Below are 16,805 nucleotides of genomic sequence, written 5' to 3'. Positions count from 1 at the left end.
TCGCTGCTGTCAACACCTCTTTTTCTCCGCTTTCGACCGAGATGATCGAACCGTCAATAAGGCGAAAACACACTGCCTTACCAACTCCTTCTGGCCTCGATGAACTGAAGCTTAACCACTGCCGAAAACTGCGTAACTCTTTGTTTACCAAGGAGTTTTCCGTTTCGACTGCGCCGGAAGTGGGGCGAATTATAGACGTCCAGAATCTGCCGTCAACCCCTGATTTGGTTTTTCTATCAGGATGTTCAAAAACCCTCCTTATATATAGATGCGCCCGCAACGAATGCGCAGTATATTGCCCAACACATACAACAATACTCTCGCTTGCTACTTCGGACGATGCCACGCAATGAATGACCACCCCCGCAGTCTTGCCTCGACCCTGTTCTCGGTTGGCCTGCTCTTGATAGCCATGGCATCAATCCAGTCCGGAGCCTCCCTGGCCAAAAGCATGTTCCCGGTCATCGGTGCTCAAGGAACGACCACCCTGCGACTGATCTTTGCCAGTGTGATCATGCTGCTTATATTGCGCCCATGGCGAGCGAAGCTCACTGCGAAATCCCTGCGCACCGTTATCGTCTACGGGATGGCGTTGGGCGGCATGAACTTCCTCTTCTACATGTCCTTGCGCACTGTCCCCCTGGGTATCGCCGTAGCCCTGGAGTTCACCGGCCCATTGGCAGTCGCTATTTACGCCTCACGTCGAGCGATCGACTTTCTGTGGATTGCTCTGGCAGCCCTGGGTTTACTGCTATTGATTCCGACAGGCGCCACGAGCACGGGCATCGATCTGGTCGGCGCTGGTTACGCCCTCGGTGCTGGTGTCTGCTGGGCGCTGTACATTCTGTTCGGCCAGAAGGCTGGTGCTGATAATGGGGTGCAGACCGCTGCGTTGGGCGTGATGATTGCCGCCCTGTTCGTAGCTCCCATTGGTATTGTCCACGCTGGCGCTGCGCTACTGACACCCTCGTTGATTCCCGTGGCCATCGGGGTCGCCATTTTGTCCACCGCCCTGCCCTACACCCTGGAGATGGTCGCCCTCACACGGATACCAGCCCGGACCTTCGGTACATTGATGAGCATCGAACCTGCGATCGGTGCGCTGTCCGGCCTGTTGTTTCTCCAGGAATACCTTTCCCTGTCACAGTGGATGGCTATCCTGTGCATCATTCTGGCTTCCGTCGGCGCGACCATGACCATGGGGAGTAGCGCCAAGCCTGTGGTCGCAGCAGATTGAAACAAGATTGACGAAGGTCTGGTATTTACCGCTCAATTAGGCCATGTTTGGGCTACGTAACTCAGTGTCAGACATGGATTTTTTCAGATAGGGATATCAGAACGCTTCAAGCAAAAGCGAATGCAGGCAGACCCAGGCACAGATCCGGGGCCGCTATTAAGGACAGCAATGAAACGAATTTTGATACTGATCGCCGTACTTGCAATTGCGGGCTGCGCAGCGACCTCGAAACCCCAGACGAAACACGGCAAGAAAGGACTGCATATCAATTGTTCGGGGCTCTCGTCCTCGTGGGACAAATGCTACACCAGCGCCGCCAATTCGTGCGCGCCCAAGGGTTACAAGGTCATCGCCAAGTCAGGGGATACGGTGGAAGAGCCCGGTGACTATCCGTTCGGCCTCAACCCTGCCGGCTACACCAGCCGCAGCATGATCGTCATCTGCAAGTAACCCTCCCTTTCTATCGGGCTTGCGCAGCCCGATAGGCGCTTCGCGCCGATGCTGCTAACGTTCATCAGTCAATGACCGTTCAGCAAAGGGCGATATCCATGACCACCGCTATCAATAACAAGAACATCGTATTGGTCGTCGGCGCGGGCGATGCCACCGGCGGCGCCATCGCCAAACGTTTTGCCCGTGAAGGGTATATCGCCTGCGTCACACGTCGCAGCGCAGACAAACTCCAGCCATTGGTAGACTCCATTACAGCCAATGGCGGCGAGGCCCACGGTTTTGCCTGCGATGCGCGTAATGAAGAAGACGTGATAGCGCTCATCGAGCAGATCGAAACCGAGCTCGGCCCCATCGAAGCGTTCGTCTTCAATATCGGCGCCAATGTGCCGTGCAGCATCCTCGAAGAAACCGCCCGCAAGTATTTCAAGATTTGGGAAATGGCCTGTTTCTCAGGGTTTCTCAACGCCCGTGAAGTGGCCAAGCGCATGGTCACCCGCCAACGAGGCACGATCCTGTTCACCGGCGCCACTGCTGGCTTGCGCGGTGCCGCGGGTTTCGCCGCCTTCGCCGGTGCCAAGCACGGGATTCGCGCCTTGGCGCAAAGCATGGCCCGTGAACTGGGACCGATGAACATCCACGTCGCCCACGTCGTAGTTGATGGCGCCATCGATACCGACTTTATCCGCGACAACTTCCCGGAAAAATACGCGACCAAGGATCAGGACGGCATCCTCAATCCCGAGCACATCGCCGAAAACTATTGGTACCTGCACAGCCAGCCACGGGACGCCTGGACCTTCGAGCTGGATCTGCGCCCCTGGAGCGAACGCTGGTAAGCCCTCCCCGACAACAACAAGAAGAGCACATCGACCATGAGCAAAACCGTGGAGTTCTTTTTCGACCTCGGCAGCCCCGCCACTTACCTGGCCCATACCCAACTGCCGAAAATCTGCAAACAGACCGATAGTCAGCTGATCTACAGACCGATGCTGCTGGGTGGCGTCTTCAAAGCTACTGGCAATGCTTCCCCCATCACCATACCGGCCAAGGGTCGCTACATGTTCCAGGACCTGGACCGCTATGCCAAACGCTATGGCGTACCGCTGAAGTTCAACCCGAACTTCCCGATCAATACCCTGATGCTGATGCGCGCTGTCACAGGTATGCAACTACGCCATCCCGAACGCTTTCAGGCGTTTATCGATTGCCTGTTTCACGCCCTTTGGGTTGAGGGATGCAGCCTCGATGATCTAGCGACTGTTGCCGCCGTGCTGACGCAAAACGGTTTCGATCCAAACGAGGTGCTGGCACTGACCGCCGATGAAACCGTCAAAGCCGCCCTCAAGGAAAACACCGAGGAAGCGGTGCAGCGCGGTGTATTCGGTGCACCAAGCATGTTTGTCGGTGATCAGTTGTTCTTCGGCCAGGATCGACTGGACTTCGTCCTTGAAGCCCTGCGTGCGCAATAACCAGCGCCGGCCTATGACCTGAGCCAGGCGCTGGAAACAGCGCCTGGACTCAAACCGCTCAGATGGCCGCGGTACGGGTGTTCAACCATTCGAGGGCCGCACCATTGAGCAACGGGCTCAGGCGTTCACGCACCTCGGCGTGATAACCGTTGAACCACTGCTTTTCGTCTTCAGTCAGCAGCGCTGGTTCCAGACAACGTGTGTCGATCGGGCACAGGGTCAGGGTTTCGAATTTCAGGAACTCCCCGAATTCGCTCTTGCCTGCTTCACGATTCAATACCAGGTTCTCGATCCGCACTCCCCAGCGACCCGGACGGTAAGTGCCCGGTTCGATGGAGGTGATCATCCCCGGCTGCATCGCGGTTTGCGGTGCCGCAGCAGCCTGATAGGCGATGACTTGCGGACCTTCGTGAACATTGAGGAAATAGCCGACGCCGTGACCAGTGCCGTGGCCGTAGTCGACGCTTTCGGCCCAGATCGGTGCGCGGGCAATAGCGTCCAGCAACGGCGACAGAATGCCTCGTGGGAACTGTGCACGGGAGAGCGCAATCACGCCTTTGAGTACGCGGGTGCAATCGCGCTTCTGCTCGTCAGTCGGCGTACCCACCGGCACCATTCGGGTGATGTCGGTGGTACCGCCCAGGTATTGGCCGCCGGAGTCGATCAGCAACAAGCCGTCACCCTCGATCACCGCGTGTTCTTCTTCGGTGGCGTGGTAGTGCGGCATCGCACCGTTGGCGTTGAACGCGGCAATGGTGTTGAAGCTCAGAGAGACATAATCCGGACGTCGGGTACGCGCCGCGGTCAGGTGTTCGTCGATGGTCAGTTCGGTGATGCGCTCACGCCCCCAAGCCGCTTCCAGCCAGGCGAAGAATTCACACAGCGCCGCGCCGTCCTGCTCCATTGCCCGACGAATGTGCTCGGCATCGGCCAGGCTTTTCTGCGACTTGGCCAAGGTGGTCGGGTTCAGGCCTTCGAGCAGCTTCACGCCGCTGTTCAGGTTATCCAGCAGACCGGCCGTGACCCGCGCGGGATCGACTTGCAGGCTTGCGCCGCTCGGCACGGCGCGCAAGGCGGCGGTTACTTCGCTGTAATCGCGCAGGGTCACGCCGTCCTGTTCGAGAATGGCGCGCAGCTCGGCGCTCACTTTGCTCAGGGCGACGAATAAGGTGGCCTGCTGCTGGCTGATCAGGGCGAAGGACACGAACACCGGGTTGAACGACACATCGCCGCCGCGCAGGTTGAACAGCCAGGCGATGTCATCGAGGGTGGCAATGAAGTGCCAGTCGGCACCGCGCTCTTTCAGCACCTCACGCAGTTTGGCGAGTTTTTCGCCACGACTGACCGTCGCCTGAGGCGGCAAGTGTTGATAAATCGGCTCATTCGGCAGACTTGGACGATCACTCCAGACTTCACTCAGCAGATCGATGTCGGTGCGCAGACGTGCGCCGCGTTCTTCGAGTTTGCTGCTCAAAGTACGCGCGAAGGCCAAGGCCATTACCGCGCCATCGACTGCAACGACACCGCCTTCCGGGGTTTGCTCGGCCAGCCAATCGAGCGGGCCGGGTTGACCCGGTTGCAGCTTGACCAGCTCGATGCCGCTGCCCTTGAGCTCCTTGCTCGCTTGTTCCCAATAGCGGCTGTCGGCCCAGACGCCGGCAAAATCCGGCGTAACGATCAGCGTGCCCACCGAGCCATGAAAACCCGACAGCCACTGCCGTCCCTGCCAATAGCCCGGCAGGTATTCCGACAGGTGCGGGTCGGCTGACGGCACCAGCAGAGCATGAACACCCTCCCGGCTCATCAACTCACGGGTTTGCGCCAGGCGCTGGGGTACCAATCCGTTGGTCAAAGGCTGTGTACTCATCGTGTCTCCTGCTAACCACTCATCATTATTATTCGGTGCCGATCAGAGTCGGCGCTTAAGGACCTGTCGCCCAGAATGCCGGAGCACTGGCGCAAGTTGCTTTAATCAGGTGTACCGCCTGGTCGACATCCTGCTCGGTGGTGAAACGTCCCAGGCTCAAGCGAATGGTGCGACTGGCCGAGCGTGCGTCATGCCCCAGGGCCAGCAGCACATGGGACGGCGCATTGCTGGCGGAATTACAGGCCGAGGTCGCGGAAAACGCGATCGAGGTGCTCAACGCCGCGGAACTGAACTCGCCTTCGTTGAAAGTCAGGCTCAGGGTATGGGGAATGCGCTGGGTCGGGCTGCCATTGAGGCGCACCCCGGGAATGCTCAGCAGCGGCTCGAGCAAGCGTTCACGCAGACGCGTGATGGTGGCTTTTTCTTCATCGAACGAGGTGGCCGCCAACGCGAAGGCTGCCCCCATTGCGGCAATCTGGTGCGTCGCCAGCGTGCCGGAACGCAACCCGCCCTCGTGACCGCCGCCGTGGATCTGCGCCTGCAGACGCTGCTGAGCACGAGGACCGACATACAGCGCGCCGATGCCTTTGGGACCGTAGACCTTGTGCGCCGAGAACGACATCAAATCCACCGGCCACCGGGCCAGATCGATCGCCACTTTGCCCGCGCCCTGAGCCGCATCAACGTGGAATAACGCATCGCGATCACGCACCACCTGGCCGATGGCCGGGATGTCGTTGATGGTGCCCAGTTCGTTATTGACCAGCATCAATGACACCAGAAAGGTGTCCTCACGCATCGCTTCACTGACCGCTTGTGGAGTAATCAGGCCTTCGGCATCGGGCACCAGATACGTCACCGCAACGCCTGCGTCCTGCAACTGTTTTGCAGTGTCGAGAATCGCTTTGTGTTCGATCTGGCTGGTAATGATGTGGCCGCCGGATACACCGCGGGCCTGGGCCACGCCCTTGAGGGCAAGGTTGTTTGATTCGGTGGCGCCGGAAGTCCAGACGATCTGCTCCGCCTGGGCGCCCACCAACTCGGCGACCTGGCGCCGTGCTTGCTCGACCGATTGCCGGGCCTGTTGGCCGAAGGCGTGGGAACTGGACGCTGGATTGCCGAAGTTACCTGTGAAACCCAGACACTCGACCATGACCTTGATGACCCGCTCATCCACCGGCGTGGTGGCGGCGTAGTCGAAATACAACGGACGTTTATTCATAAAAGACTCGCAGAGCGTGTTCCGGGATCAGGAAGCTCGTCACTGGAAATGTCAAAGCGCCGCCTCATGAGCGACGCCGAATTTTCAGAACGACAGCAATACCTGATCGGAGGCCATTAAAGAAGAACAACTTCATTTAAAAGTGCGTAGGAACGCTCCTGAAGTCGAGCTTAACAGGCATCGGGCCACCGGATGAAGCAATGCGTCAGCTAAAACTTTCGAGCAATAACGGATACATCGAAGCCACCAACAATAAGGCCATACCCCAGTTGAACAGCCGCAACCAGCGGCGATCGCGCAGCACATTGCGCAACAGCGTGCCGCAACCGGCCCACACCCCGACGCTTGGCAGGTTGATCAAGGCGAAGACCGCGGCAATCACAATCACATTGGTGAAATAGCCCTGCATCGGCGTGTAGGTGCTGATCGCACCGATGGCCATGATCCAGGCCTTGGGGTTGACCCATTGAAACGCTGCCGCACCCAAGTAACTGATCGGCCTGCCCTCGCCCTGTTCACCCTCGGCTACCGGCCCGGAATGAGCAATCTTCCACGCCAGGTACAACAAATACGCCGCGCCGACATAGCGCAACACGGTGTAAAGCATTGGATAGGTTTGAAACACCGTGCCCAGGCCGAAACCGACAGCGACCACCAGGACGAAGAAGCCACAAGTGATACCCAGCATGTGGGGAATGGTGCGCTGAAAGCCAAAATTCACGCCAGAGGCCAGCAACATGGTGTTGTTCGGGCCGGGGGTGATCGAGGTGACAAGGGCAAACAGGGCAAAGCCCAGCAGCAGGTCGAGCGAGAGTGTCATGGGTGGCAGTCCATCAGGGTCAGTCAGGTATTGACCCTATCGCACGCCTTGAGGGAAACCCATGGACAGTTGCGTGAAAGTTCGAGCAGTACAGTTGTCGCTCAGCTTGGGCGACCGTGCAGCTGTACTGCGCGTTCGGCGTTCATCTCGCCTTGTTTGTCGAAACTGAACGATTTTGCCGGCTGGCCGAGCAATTCGGCTTTCTTCGCGTGGTACTCGTCGAAGGACAAGCCACGACGATTCAGCGCCTCCAGCGCCAGTTCCCGGGTTTCTTCAGCGGTGTAGGGCCGCAATTCCGGTGAAACATGGCTGGCACATCCGGCGAGAACGGAGATGGCGAGCAGCAAGAAAGTGGCGAGCAGAGATTTCATTTCGGGCGTCCGCAGATCTGTGTTTGGGGCAATGAACACAGGCTACCCGTGCCGCTTGAAGGGTAGAAATCAACGCTCTCGATAGTGGGTATCGGATCAAAAGATCGCAGTCTTTGCCAACTGCTCGTCGGGCACTCGGTTGCGGGAAAAGGGCTGACCTATAGTTACTCGACCGGAAATCGGCGAAGGAACACCTTAACCCCACAACAAAAGGAGAACCGTCATGAGCGTAAAACCTATTCCAGAGGGTTATCACAGCATCACCCCTTATCTAGGCATTCAGAAAGCTGCCGAAGCCATCGACTTCTACAAGAAGGCCTTTGGCGCCACCGAAGTCATGCGCCTGGCCATGCCCGATGGCGGGATCGGGCACGCTGAGCTGCGTATTGGTGACTGCCCGATCATGCTTGGCACACCCTGCGACCAGGGCCCATTGAGCAACCCGGACAAGTCGCCGTCCGTGGGGCTGCATCTGTATGTGAACGATGTGGACAAGTCCTTTAAACAGGCCATCGATGCCGGTGCCACGCAGGTGTCCGAGGTCAAGGATCAGTTTTATGGCGACCGTTCGGGGACTTTGAAGGATCCCTACGGGCATCTGTGGTTTCTGGCCACGCGCAAGGAGGATTTGACTCAGGAGCAGATCGAACAGCGCGCGAAGGAGATGTTTAAGCAGGGTTGAGTTTTCCAGTGAATGTTCGGGCCTCTTCGCGAGCAAGCCCGCTCCCACAGTTGATCGGCTGCGTACACATAATGTGTGTTCGACACCAATCCAATGTGGGAGCGGGCTTGCTCGCGAAGAGGCCATCACCTTCAACATCCAATTTGACTGTCAGACCTTTTCGCAAATAAACCCGCCCCCCGCCCAGCCAGCAATACGAAACATTTACTTTCATATCCCCTTTCGGGATTTCCGATGCTCATACGTCTTATTTAGATGCAGTCGGTCGCGTAGGCAAAAGCCACGGCCGGACTTTTCATGGACCGCACCGCTGGGAAGCCCGCAGCAGTAGTCCTCTCATCGAAACAAGACCTTTAATCATGTCGAAGAAATCCCGCTCAAAACTCTGGTTTCTGGTCCATAGCTGGCTGGCGCTGCCCATCTGGTTTTTTGTATTGATCGTCTGTGTGACCGGCACGCTGGCGGTGGTCAGTCAGGAAATCGTCTGGCTGGCCAACCCGCAAATGCGGGCCAGCGCGCCTTCAGACGACGCGCCGCTGCTCAACTATGACCAGATTGTCGCCGCCATCAAACAGGCCGAACCCCAGACGTTGGTCCAGAGCATCAGTCGTCCCGACGAGTCGCATTTCGCCCTGGACGTGGACGTCAGTTACCCGGACGGCCGCGAGGTGACGGTCTATGTGAACCCCTATAGCGGGGTGATTCAGGGCACCGCTCCACAATTCAACTTCAAGGCATTCACCCGCGCACTGCATGGCTGGTGGCTGGTGCCGTTCACCAACGGCTACAGCTGGGGCTGGTATCTGGTGTCGTTCCTCGGGCTGCCGATGCTGGCGTCGCTGGTGACCGGGCTGGTGGTCTACAAACGGTTCTGGAAAGGCTTCTTCCGACCGACCCTGCGCATTCGCCATGGCGCGCGGATTTTCTGGGGCGACTTTCACCGGCTCAGCGGTATCTGGTCGATCTGGTTCATTGCGGTGATCTCGATCACCGGTGTCTGGTTCCTGATCAAGGCGATTCTGTTCGACAACCAGATTTCGATTACCACGGAACCGGTGGTGTCGGTCGTCTCGCGCGAAAGCGTGCCGTTGACCAGCACCGGCAAACCGGCCCCGATGATCAGCCTGGAACAGGCGATCAAGGTCGCTCAGGAACAGATCCCCGGACTGGAAGCGAGTTTCGTCAGCCTGCCGGGCAACGCTTACAGCCACCTGTCGGTCGGTGGTCGAAGCTGGTATCCGCTGATGTTCCAGACGGCCGAGGTCAACCCGTACAACGGCGATATTGCCAGCACACGGCTGCTGTCCGATCGCTCCAGCCTGGAATTCGTGACCGAGTCGATGCGTCCGTTGCACACCGGTGACTTTGGCGGGATCTGGATCAAGCTGATCTGGTTCTTCTTCGGTTTGCTGCTGAGCATGATGGTGCTCAGCGGCTTGCTGATCTGGACCAAACGCACCGCCCTGGCCACCGCCAATGCGTTCAAGCGCAGCAACAAGGCTCCGCTCCCGGTGTCGAGACCGCAAACGGTCATGAACCAACAGACTCCGGAGGGCAACCTGTGAGCAAGACGATCACTGCACCGCAGCCTTCCCGGGCGAGCCTGCTTTGGCGCAAATGGCGCTTCCACATCAACATTTTCTTGCTGCTGATCCCTTTGGGCTTCATGCCCAAATACTTTGCCGACGCCTCGCTGTTTCGGGGCGACAGCGGACTGGGGGAACGGGAAATCGGCGAAATCCAGGTCGGCCCCTGGAGCCTGCAACTGGCCGAACTGCGCAACGAAGCGCCACGATTGACCGGCCCGGCTGGCCACATGAAAGGTTTCAACGCAGCACTGTGCGAGCGCTGTCGCGATGAGGTCAAGGCGACTTACCTGCGCATCGGCAAACCCCGCAGCCTGCGCGCCGCCGGGGTGATTTTCTTCGGTACACCATACCGCATGGGCGCGATGCTGCCGGTGCCCGAAAAGACCAAAACCGACGCCGAACTGTGGATCACCATGGAAGGCTGGGACGGCGCCATGCATCAAGCGTCCATCCCCCTGAGCCAGGCATCCCCGGCCACCCTCGCCTGGCTGAACAAACAAGGAGGCAAACCATGATCAACGCTTTTCGCCCCGTTCTATTGATGTTCTGCGCCGCCTTCAGCACCAGCGCCCTGGCTCACAACCCGATGTGCGAATGCAAGGCCATCGATGCCGAACAGATCCAGTGCACCGGCGGTTTCTCCGACGGCAGCGGCGCGCCGGGCGTGACCCTGGACGTGATCGGCTACGACGAAACCATTCTGGTGCCGGGCAAGCTCGGCGCCGATTCGACCCTGACGTTCAAGAAACCCGGCGCTGAGTTCTATGTGCTGTTCGACGCCGGTCCTGGCCATGTCGTCGAGATCGACCAAGCGGACATCCAAGCCCCATGACGACACCAACCACACACATCGTCCGCCCGGCCGGCGCCGGCCATGAAACCCTCTATGTGTTGCTGCTGTGCCTGATGATCCTGGCGGTTGCCGGCTCCGTGGTCGCCTGGCGCGGCGAGGCTCAGGAGGTGAGTAGCGTTGGCAGCCATCAACTGGATGCCCGTCGTGACCTGAGCGCATCCGAGCAAGGCATCTACGCCGACCTGCGGGTCACGCTGGATGAAATTCATCTGTTGCGTCAGGAACAGCAAGCACTGCCCACACCCGCCACCCTCGCCGATGAAGGCTTTGCGCCGTTTGCCCAGGACGCCAGTTCTGTCAGCCGCGGCAGCCATGCCTGGCAGTTGCTGGGCGCGAAGGCGTATTTCGGCCAAAGCCAGACCCCAACCGTTGCCGGTTCGTTTCTGATGCGCTTGACCGCTGAAGACGACACTGCGCCAGACATCTGGCTCAACCGCGCCAGCACCCTCAACGCCCCGAACGATCTCACCGACGCTGCGCTCAACGGCGCCGGCTGGCAGCAGATCGTCGCGCAATTCGATGCCGGCGTCACCCGCCAACATCGGCATTGAACCCTCGCCTTCACCCGAGAGAAGACCGCTTTCCCATGCCTAGTTCATCTCAACGTCATTCCTTTTTGCGCCTGCTGCTGGTCGGTCTGTTTGCCTGTTTGCTGACACCTCTGGCCAGTGCCGATGAAGCCAAGCGCCTGCGCATCGGCATCACCCTGCACCCTTATTACAGTTACGTGGCCAACATCGTCGGTGACAAAGCCGAAGTGGTGCCGCTGATCCCGGCCGGTTTCAATCCGCATGCCTACGAGCCGCGGGCCGAAGACATCAAGCGCATCAGCGGGCTGGACGTGGTCGTGCTTAACGGCGTGGGCCATGACGACTTCGCCGACCGCATGATCGCCGCCAGCGAAACGCCGAACATCAAGGTGATCGAAGCCAACGAAAACGTGCCCCTGCTGGCCGCCACCGGCGTCGCTGCACGGGGCGCCGGCAAGGTGGTCAACCCGCACACGTTCCTGTCGATCAGTGCGTCCATTGCCCAGGTCAACAACATCGCCCGGGAACTGGGCAAGCTCGACCCGGCCAACGCCAAGACCTATACCCAGAACGCCCGCACCTACGGCAAACGCCTGCGACAGATGCGCGCCGACGCCCTGGCAAAACTGACCCAGGCGCCGAACGCCGAGCTTCGCGTGGCCACGGTGCATGCCGCCTACGACTATTTGCTGCGCGAGTTCGGCCTGGAAGTGACCGCTGTGGTCGAGCCGGCCCACGGTATCGAACCGAGCCCCAGCCAGCTGAAAAAGACCATCGATCAGCTGCGGGAGCTGGACGTGAAAGTGATCTTCTCGGAGATGGATTTTCCGTCCACCTACGTCGAGACCATCCAGCGTGAGTCCGGGGTGAAGCTGTATCCGCTGTCGCACATTTCCTACGGCGAATACACCGCCGACAAGTACGAAAAAGAAATGACCGGCAACCTCAATACCGTGGTCCGCGCGATTCAGGAGTCCGGCGCATGACCGCTAAAGAAACCATCACTGAATCCCCTGTGGGAGCGGGCTTGCTCGCGAAGAGGGAGTATCAGTCGACATCAATGTTGACTGACCCACCGCTTTCGCGGGCAAGTCGGATCGCCGCACCGCCGCTCCCACAGGTTTCGGGGCCGACCCTGGATTTCGCCGAGGTCAGCCTCACGCTGGGTCGCACGACAATCCTCGACAAGGTGACCTTTGAGGTTCGGCCCGGCAGCGTGCACGCACTGGTCGGCCCCAACGGTGGCGGCAAGAGCTCGCTGATCAAGACCCTGCTCGGACAGATGCCGCATCAAGGTCGATTGAGCCTGCAATGGCCTGGCGAACCGGGGACCATCGGCTACGTGCCTCAGGCGCTGGAGTTCGATCGCGGTTTACCGATGACCGTCGATGACTTCATGGCCGCGATGTGCCAACGGCGCCCGGCGTTTCTCGGGTTGAGTAAACACTACGCGGCGGCCATCGGCGAAGCACTGGAACGGGTCGGCATGCAGGACAAACGCAAGCGGCGCATGGGCGCATTGTCCGGCGGTGAGCGCCAGCGCGTTTTGTTGGCGCAAGGACTGATTCCGGCGCCACAGTTGCTGGTGCTCGACGAACCGATGTCGGCCCTCGATGAGGCCGGTATTCAAGTGTTCGAACGACTACTGGGCGACTGGCGCCAGAGCGGCATCACCGTGCTGTGGATCGAGCATGATCTGGAAGCGGTCGGGCGACTGGCGGACCGGGTCACCGGGCTCAATCGCCGGGTGCTGTTCGATGCCACGCCGAAACAGGCACTGACCCCGGAGCGACTGCTGACCTTGTTCTCGACCCATCCCCGGAGCGCTGCCTGATGAGTTACGAAGCCTTTCGTTTGATGATCCAGGGTTGGGCCTCGTCGGGTTACCTGCCGGAAGCGCTGGCCTATGGATTTGTGGTCAACGCGCTGCTCGCGGGGCTGTTGATCGGCCCGGTGTTGGGCGGCTTGGGTACGCTGGTGGTGGTCAAGCGTTTCGCGTTTTTCTCCGAAGCGGTGGGCCATGCGGCGCTGACCGGTGTGGCCATCGGCATTCTGCTCGGTGAACCCTACACCGGGCCTTATGGGAGCCTGTTCGGTTACTGCCTGCTGTTCGGCATTTTGCTCAACTATTTACGCAACCGTACGGGGCTGGCGCCGGATACCTTGATCGGCGTGTTCCTTTCTGTGTCGTTGGCGTTGGGCGCCAGCCTGTTATTGATTCTGGCAGGCAAAATCAACGTGCACATCCTGGAAAACGTGCTGTTCGGTTCAGTGCTGACAGTCAACGGCAATGACCTGCTGGTGTTGGCCATTGTTGGTTCGCTGGTGATGGCGCTGGCCCTACCGCTGTACAACCGCATCATGCTCGCCAGTTTCAATCCGCAATTGGCGGCGGTGCGCGGTGTGGCGGTGAAGACCCTGGATTACCTGTTCGTGATCCTGGTGACCCTGATCACGGTGGCGGCGGTGAAAGTTATCGGCGCGATTCTGGTCGGTGCGCTATTGGTGATTCCTGCGGCGGCCGCGCGATTGCTCAGTCAGTCGCTGAAGGGTTTCTTCTGGTGTTCGGTGCTGATCGCCACGGTGAGCACGCTGTGCGGAATTCTCGCGCCGATTGTCTTTGACCTGCCTATCCCGTCCGGCGCCGCGATCATTCTGGTGGCCGGTATCGCCTTCGCCCTGGCCGCGATTGCTCGTGGCATCGTTCCAAGTCTGAAAGGGAACCTCGGATAAATGTCTTTTTCTCTGCGTCAATTGACCCTGGCGCTGACCTTGTGTGGGCCAGCCTCGTTCAACGCATCCGCCACCGATACCTTCGAACCGATGCGTCTGGTGGCCAATCACGGTGTCGGTAACACCGCGCTCTTTGCCTCGACTTCAACGCACAAAGTGCTGGTGCTGGCAGCGTTGCCTGTGACCTACGGTCTGGGTGCCCTGCTGCTGGAGGGCACCGATGTCAGCCTTGAGCGCGCTGCGCCGGCCAACCTTCCCGGCAGTCGGCAGACCGCTTATTTCACCGGTCGCGGCGCTCAAGCGCTCAATAAGCTGGCGATCGACGCGGATGCGGTCATCGGCCTGCGTTCGCTATGGCCGGATGATCCGCTGTATCCGAACGCCCGTCGCAGCAATATCCGCATCATTGAAATCGACGCCGCCCGCCCGGTGGACGGCGCTCTGCCCGGCATCGCCATACAGCCTGGCAGCAAGATCGACGGTTTGAACAGTCAGCCTTGGTTGGCCAGCAACAACATGGGCCGGATGGCGGATGTCATGGCGGCAGACCTGGTGCGCCTGGCGCCAGCGGCCAAGCCGAAAATCGATGCCAACCTGGCAGCACTCAAACAGCGCCTGCTCAAGCTCAGCGCTGACAGCGAGTCACGGCTGGCCTATGCCGACAACTTGAGTGTGATGAGCCTGAGCGATCATTTCGGCTACCTGATCGGCGGCCTTAACCTGGAGCTGATCGGCCTGGATGCACGGTCGGATGCCGAGTGGACGCCGCAGGCGCTGACGCAATTGGGCGCAACGCTCAAAAACAATGATGTGGCGGTGGTGCTGCATCATCGCCAGCCGTCGGACGCGGTGAAAGCGGTGATTGCCGAGGCGGGTAGTCGGTTGGTGGTGTTGAGTGTCGATGCGGCGGATCCGGTGGCCGAGCTGGAAGGGAATGTGGATCAGGTGATCAAGGGGTTGAGCGGGGTGTAACGTCAGTTAGACCGCGTTATCGTTCTTCGCGAGCAGGCTCGCTCCCACAGTGGATTTGTGTCGAGCACATACTCCGTGATCACCACCGATCAAATGTGGGAGCGAGCCTGCTCGCGATGGCGGCCTGACGGGCAACACAAACTCCAGACATGAAAAAGCCCGCTGACCTTACCGGTTCAGCGGGCTTCTTTTTGCGCGGTGACTCAGTGAGCCACAGCCGCCTGTTCTTCCATTTTCTGGCGCAAGCTCAGTGGACGCATGTCAGTCCAGACCTCTTCGATGTAGGCCAGGCATTCCTTTTTCAGGCCGCTCTTGCCCACGGTGCGCCAGCCTTGTGGCACGGCTTTGTAGTCGGGCCAGATCGAGTATTGCTCTTCGTGGTTGACCACGACCTGAAAGAGGATGTCCTCGCGGTCGAATACTGACGTCATGCTGTCTCTCCATCGCTGTAGGGTGGGCTGCACGCCGTGCGCAGCCGTTATGTAGAAGGAACGTTCAAGGCACCAAAAAATTTAGAGGCTGGCAGTGGCTGCGGCCATGGCCCTGCCGAAAATGTCGGCCACCCGATCGATTTCTGCTGCTGTGATCACCAACGGTGGCAGGAAACGCACGACACCGCCGTGACGCCCGCCCAGCTCGAGGATCAATCCGCGTTTGAGGCATTCGCGCTGCACCAACGGCGCCAGCCGAGCGAATATCGGTGGATGCCCTTGAGCGTCCGGCGCGCCGGTCGGGTCGACCAGCTCAACGCCCAGCATCAAGCCCCGTCCGCGGATATCGCCCAGTTGCGGGAAGTCCCGTTGCAGGATGTGCAGGTGTTCACTCAGGCGTTCGCCCATGGCGGCGGCGTGCTCGCAAACCTTGTGCTCTGTCAGGTAGCGCATCACCGCAGAGCCTGCGGCCATTGCCATCTGATTACCGCGGAAGGTCCCGGCATGGGCGCCCGGCAGCCAGGTGTCGAGCCAGTCGCGATAGACCACCACCGCCAGCGGCAGACTGCCGCCGATGGCTTTGGACATCACCACCACGTCCGGAATGATCCCGGCGTGCTCGAAGGCGAACATCTTGCCGGTACGGGCGAAACCGCTCTGGATTTCATCGACGATCAGCGCTACGCCGGCCTTCTCGGTGATGCGTCGCAAGCCGCGTAGCCAATCGAGATCGGCCGGAATCACCCCGCCCTCGCCCTGTACCGCTTCGACGATCACCGCAGCAGGCAATTGCACGCCGGCCTCTGGATCATTCAGCAGGTTTTCCAGGTAACTCAGGTTGACCTGCACCCCCTGCGCGCCGCCGAGCCCGAACGGGCAACGGTAATCGTAGGGATACGGCATGAACTGCACGCCACTGCTGAGCAACGCACCCAACGGTTTCTTCGGCCCCAGACTGCCCATCAGGCTCAGCGCGCCCTGGCTCATGCCGTGATAACCGCCCTGGAACGACAAAACCGTGCTGCGTCCGGTGGCGGTGCGCACCAGTTTCAGCGCGGCTTCTACCGCATCGGTGCCGGTGGGGCCGCAGAACTGAATCTTCGCTTCAGCGGCCAATGCCGGCGGCAACAGACCGAACAGGTCCTGAACAAACTGATCCTTGACCGGCGTGGTGAGGTCGAGTGTGTGCAGCGGCAGTTCATCGGTCAGCACTTGCTGGATCGCTTCGATCACCACCGGGTGGTTGTGTCCCAAAGCCAGAGTCCCCGCACCGGCCAGGCAATCAATGAAACTGCGGCCTTCGACATCCTCGACATAAATGCCCTTGGCTCGCTTGAGTGCCAGGGGAATGCGCCGCGGATAGCTGCGGGCGTTCGACTCCTGCTGGCTTTGACGAGCCAGCAATGGCGATTCGTTGAACTGATAAAGCGTCTCGGCAGGCGTCGGAACGATCCGGGCAGGCTGATCTTCGATAAGGCTGATAGCGACTGACATCTCTCGATCCCTCAATACGCTGTTGATAGTGACCAAAACTGCACACCGGGCAGGTGCGCGTTCCGGTCACGGGGCGCACTTG

20 protein-coding genes are annotated in these 16,805 nt (G+C 59.8%); 14 read left to right on the top strand and 6 right to left on the bottom strand.

All coding sequences use genetic code 11. The annotated features are described in order from the left end of the window. From ACZ9IM_RS25555 to ACZ9IM_RS25535, 5 genes are all read left to right on the top strand, one after another. The coding region (locus ACZ9IM_RS25555; protein ID WP_476225290.1) for a hypothetical protein at window positions 1–353 on the top strand (353 nt) is incomplete at its 5' end. Beyond that, the gene (rhtA, locus tag ACZ9IM_RS25550; RefSeq protein ID WP_427624373.1) at window positions 350–1,237 is read left to right on the top strand and encodes a threonine/homoserine exporter RhtA; all 888 of its coding nucleotides are present in this window, start codon (window positions 350–352) and stop codon (window positions 1,235–1,237) included. The genes ACZ9IM_RS25555 and rhtA, both read left to right, overlap by 4 nt. A gap of 168 nt (window positions 1,238–1,405) precedes the next feature. Next, window positions 1,406–1,687, top strand: coding sequence for a hypothetical protein (locus tag ACZ9IM_RS25545; protein WP_063341042.1), 282 nt, complete (start codon window positions 1,406–1,408; stop codon window positions 1,685–1,687). 98 nt (window positions 1,688–1,785) lie between these two features. Continuing rightward, window positions 1,786–2,526, top strand: coding sequence for an SDR family oxidoreductase (locus tag ACZ9IM_RS25540; RefSeq protein ID WP_427624371.1), 741 nt, complete (start codon window positions 1,786–1,788; stop codon window positions 2,524–2,526). Between the two features lie 36 nt (window positions 2,527–2,562). Then, window positions 2,563–3,159: a 2-hydroxychromene-2-carboxylate isomerase gene (locus ACZ9IM_RS25535; protein ID WP_476225287.1), complete on the top strand. Its 597-nt coding sequence runs from the start codon at window positions 2,563–2,565 to the stop codon at window positions 3,157–3,159. Between the two features lie 58 nt (window positions 3,160–3,217). Here ACZ9IM_RS25535 and ACZ9IM_RS25530 read toward each other — a convergent pair whose 3' ends face one another. From ACZ9IM_RS25530 to ACZ9IM_RS25515, 4 genes are all read right to left on the bottom strand, one after another. Then, on the bottom strand, window positions 3,218–5,026 hold the full coding sequence (locus ACZ9IM_RS25530; RefSeq protein WP_476225286.1) for an aminopeptidase P family protein: 1,809 nt from the start codon (window positions 5,024–5,026) through the stop codon (window positions 3,218–3,220). Window positions 5,027–5,081: 55 nt separating this feature from the next. Next, the gene (locus ACZ9IM_RS25525) at window positions 5,082–6,248 is read right to left on the bottom strand and encodes a cysteine desulfurase family protein (protein WP_476225284.1); all 1,167 of its coding nucleotides are present in this window, start codon (window positions 6,246–6,248) and stop codon (window positions 5,082–5,084) included. Between the two features lie 205 nt (window positions 6,249–6,453). Beyond that, window positions 6,454–7,068 (bottom strand): LysE family translocator, encoded by a 615-nt coding sequence (locus tag ACZ9IM_RS25520; protein ID WP_008075565.1) that lies wholly within the window; start codon window positions 7,066–7,068, stop codon window positions 6,454–6,456. A gap of 101 nt (window positions 7,069–7,169) precedes the next feature. Then, window positions 7,170–7,439 (bottom strand): hypothetical protein, encoded by a 270-nt coding sequence (locus tag ACZ9IM_RS25515; RefSeq protein ID WP_007906574.1) that lies wholly within the window; start codon window positions 7,437–7,439, stop codon window positions 7,170–7,172. A 223-nt stretch (window positions 7,440–7,662) separates the two neighbouring features. Here ACZ9IM_RS25515 and ACZ9IM_RS25510 point away from each other — a divergent pair, with 223 nt between their 5' ends. The 9 genes from ACZ9IM_RS25510 (at window position 7,663) to ACZ9IM_RS25470 (ending at window position 14,798) form a co-directional block, all read left to right on the top strand. Next, window positions 7,663–8,121: a VOC family protein gene (locus tag ACZ9IM_RS25510; RefSeq protein ID WP_192344136.1), complete on the top strand. Its 459-nt coding sequence runs from the start codon at window positions 7,663–7,665 to the stop codon at window positions 8,119–8,121. Window positions 8,122–8,480: 359 nt separating this feature from the next. After that, on the top strand, window positions 8,481–9,686 hold the full coding sequence (locus ACZ9IM_RS25505) for a PepSY-associated TM helix domain-containing protein (RefSeq protein ID WP_427624367.1): 1,206 nt from the start codon (window positions 8,481–8,483) through the stop codon (window positions 9,684–9,686). Next, window positions 9,683–10,225 (top strand): hypothetical protein, encoded by a 543-nt coding sequence (locus ACZ9IM_RS25500; protein ID WP_008075575.1) that lies wholly within the window; start codon window positions 9,683–9,685, stop codon window positions 10,223–10,225. Before ACZ9IM_RS25505 ends, ACZ9IM_RS25500 begins: the two co-directional genes overlap by 4 nt. Next, the gene (locus tag ACZ9IM_RS25495) at window positions 10,222–10,542 is read left to right on the top strand and encodes a hypothetical protein (RefSeq protein ID WP_063341052.1); all 321 of its coding nucleotides are present in this window, start codon (window positions 10,222–10,224) and stop codon (window positions 10,540–10,542) included. Before ACZ9IM_RS25500 ends, ACZ9IM_RS25495 begins: the two co-directional genes overlap by 4 nt. Further along, window positions 10,539–11,114, top strand: coding sequence for a DUF6162 family protein (locus ACZ9IM_RS25490; protein WP_008075577.1), 576 nt, complete (start codon window positions 10,539–10,541; stop codon window positions 11,112–11,114). Before ACZ9IM_RS25495 ends, ACZ9IM_RS25490 begins: the two co-directional genes overlap by 4 nt. Window positions 11,115–11,149: 35 nt before the next feature. Further along, window positions 11,150–12,079, top strand: coding sequence for a metal ABC transporter substrate-binding protein (locus ACZ9IM_RS25485; RefSeq protein ID WP_476225283.1), 930 nt, complete (start codon window positions 11,150–11,152; stop codon window positions 12,077–12,079). A 74-nt stretch (window positions 12,080–12,153) separates the two neighbouring features. Next, window positions 12,154–12,927 (top strand): metal ABC transporter ATP-binding protein, encoded by a 774-nt coding sequence (locus tag ACZ9IM_RS25480; RefSeq protein WP_427624383.1) that lies wholly within the window; start codon window positions 12,154–12,156, stop codon window positions 12,925–12,927. Further along, window positions 12,927–13,826, top strand: coding sequence for a metal ABC transporter permease (locus ACZ9IM_RS25475; RefSeq protein WP_427624364.1), 900 nt, complete (start codon window positions 12,927–12,929; stop codon window positions 13,824–13,826). The genes ACZ9IM_RS25480 and ACZ9IM_RS25475 overlap by 1 nt, the downstream gene beginning before the upstream one ends. Continuing rightward, window positions 13,827–14,798, top strand: coding sequence for a metal ABC transporter substrate-binding protein (locus tag ACZ9IM_RS25470; protein WP_427624362.1), 972 nt, complete (start codon window positions 13,827–13,829; stop codon window positions 14,796–14,798). It abuts the gene before it with no gap. A 203-nt stretch (window positions 14,799–15,001) separates the two neighbouring features. On the opposite strand, the gene ACZ9IM_RS25465 is transcribed toward ACZ9IM_RS25470, so the two are convergent. Continuing rightward, a complete protein-coding gene (locus ACZ9IM_RS25465; protein ID WP_007934245.1) occupies window positions 15,002–15,229 on the bottom strand; it encodes an MbtH family protein in 228 nt (75 codons plus the stop codon). A gap of 81 nt (window positions 15,230–15,310) precedes the next feature. Continuing rightward, a complete protein-coding gene (locus ACZ9IM_RS25460; RefSeq protein ID WP_427624360.1) occupies window positions 15,311–16,723 on the bottom strand; it encodes an aspartate aminotransferase family protein in 1,413 nt (470 codons plus the stop codon). Window positions 16,724–16,805: the final 82 nt, after the last annotated feature.

The sequence above is a fragment of the Pseudomonas sp. TE12508 genome, from assembly GCF_056279485.1.
This window is presented reverse-complemented; position numbering and strand designations above follow the sequence as displayed.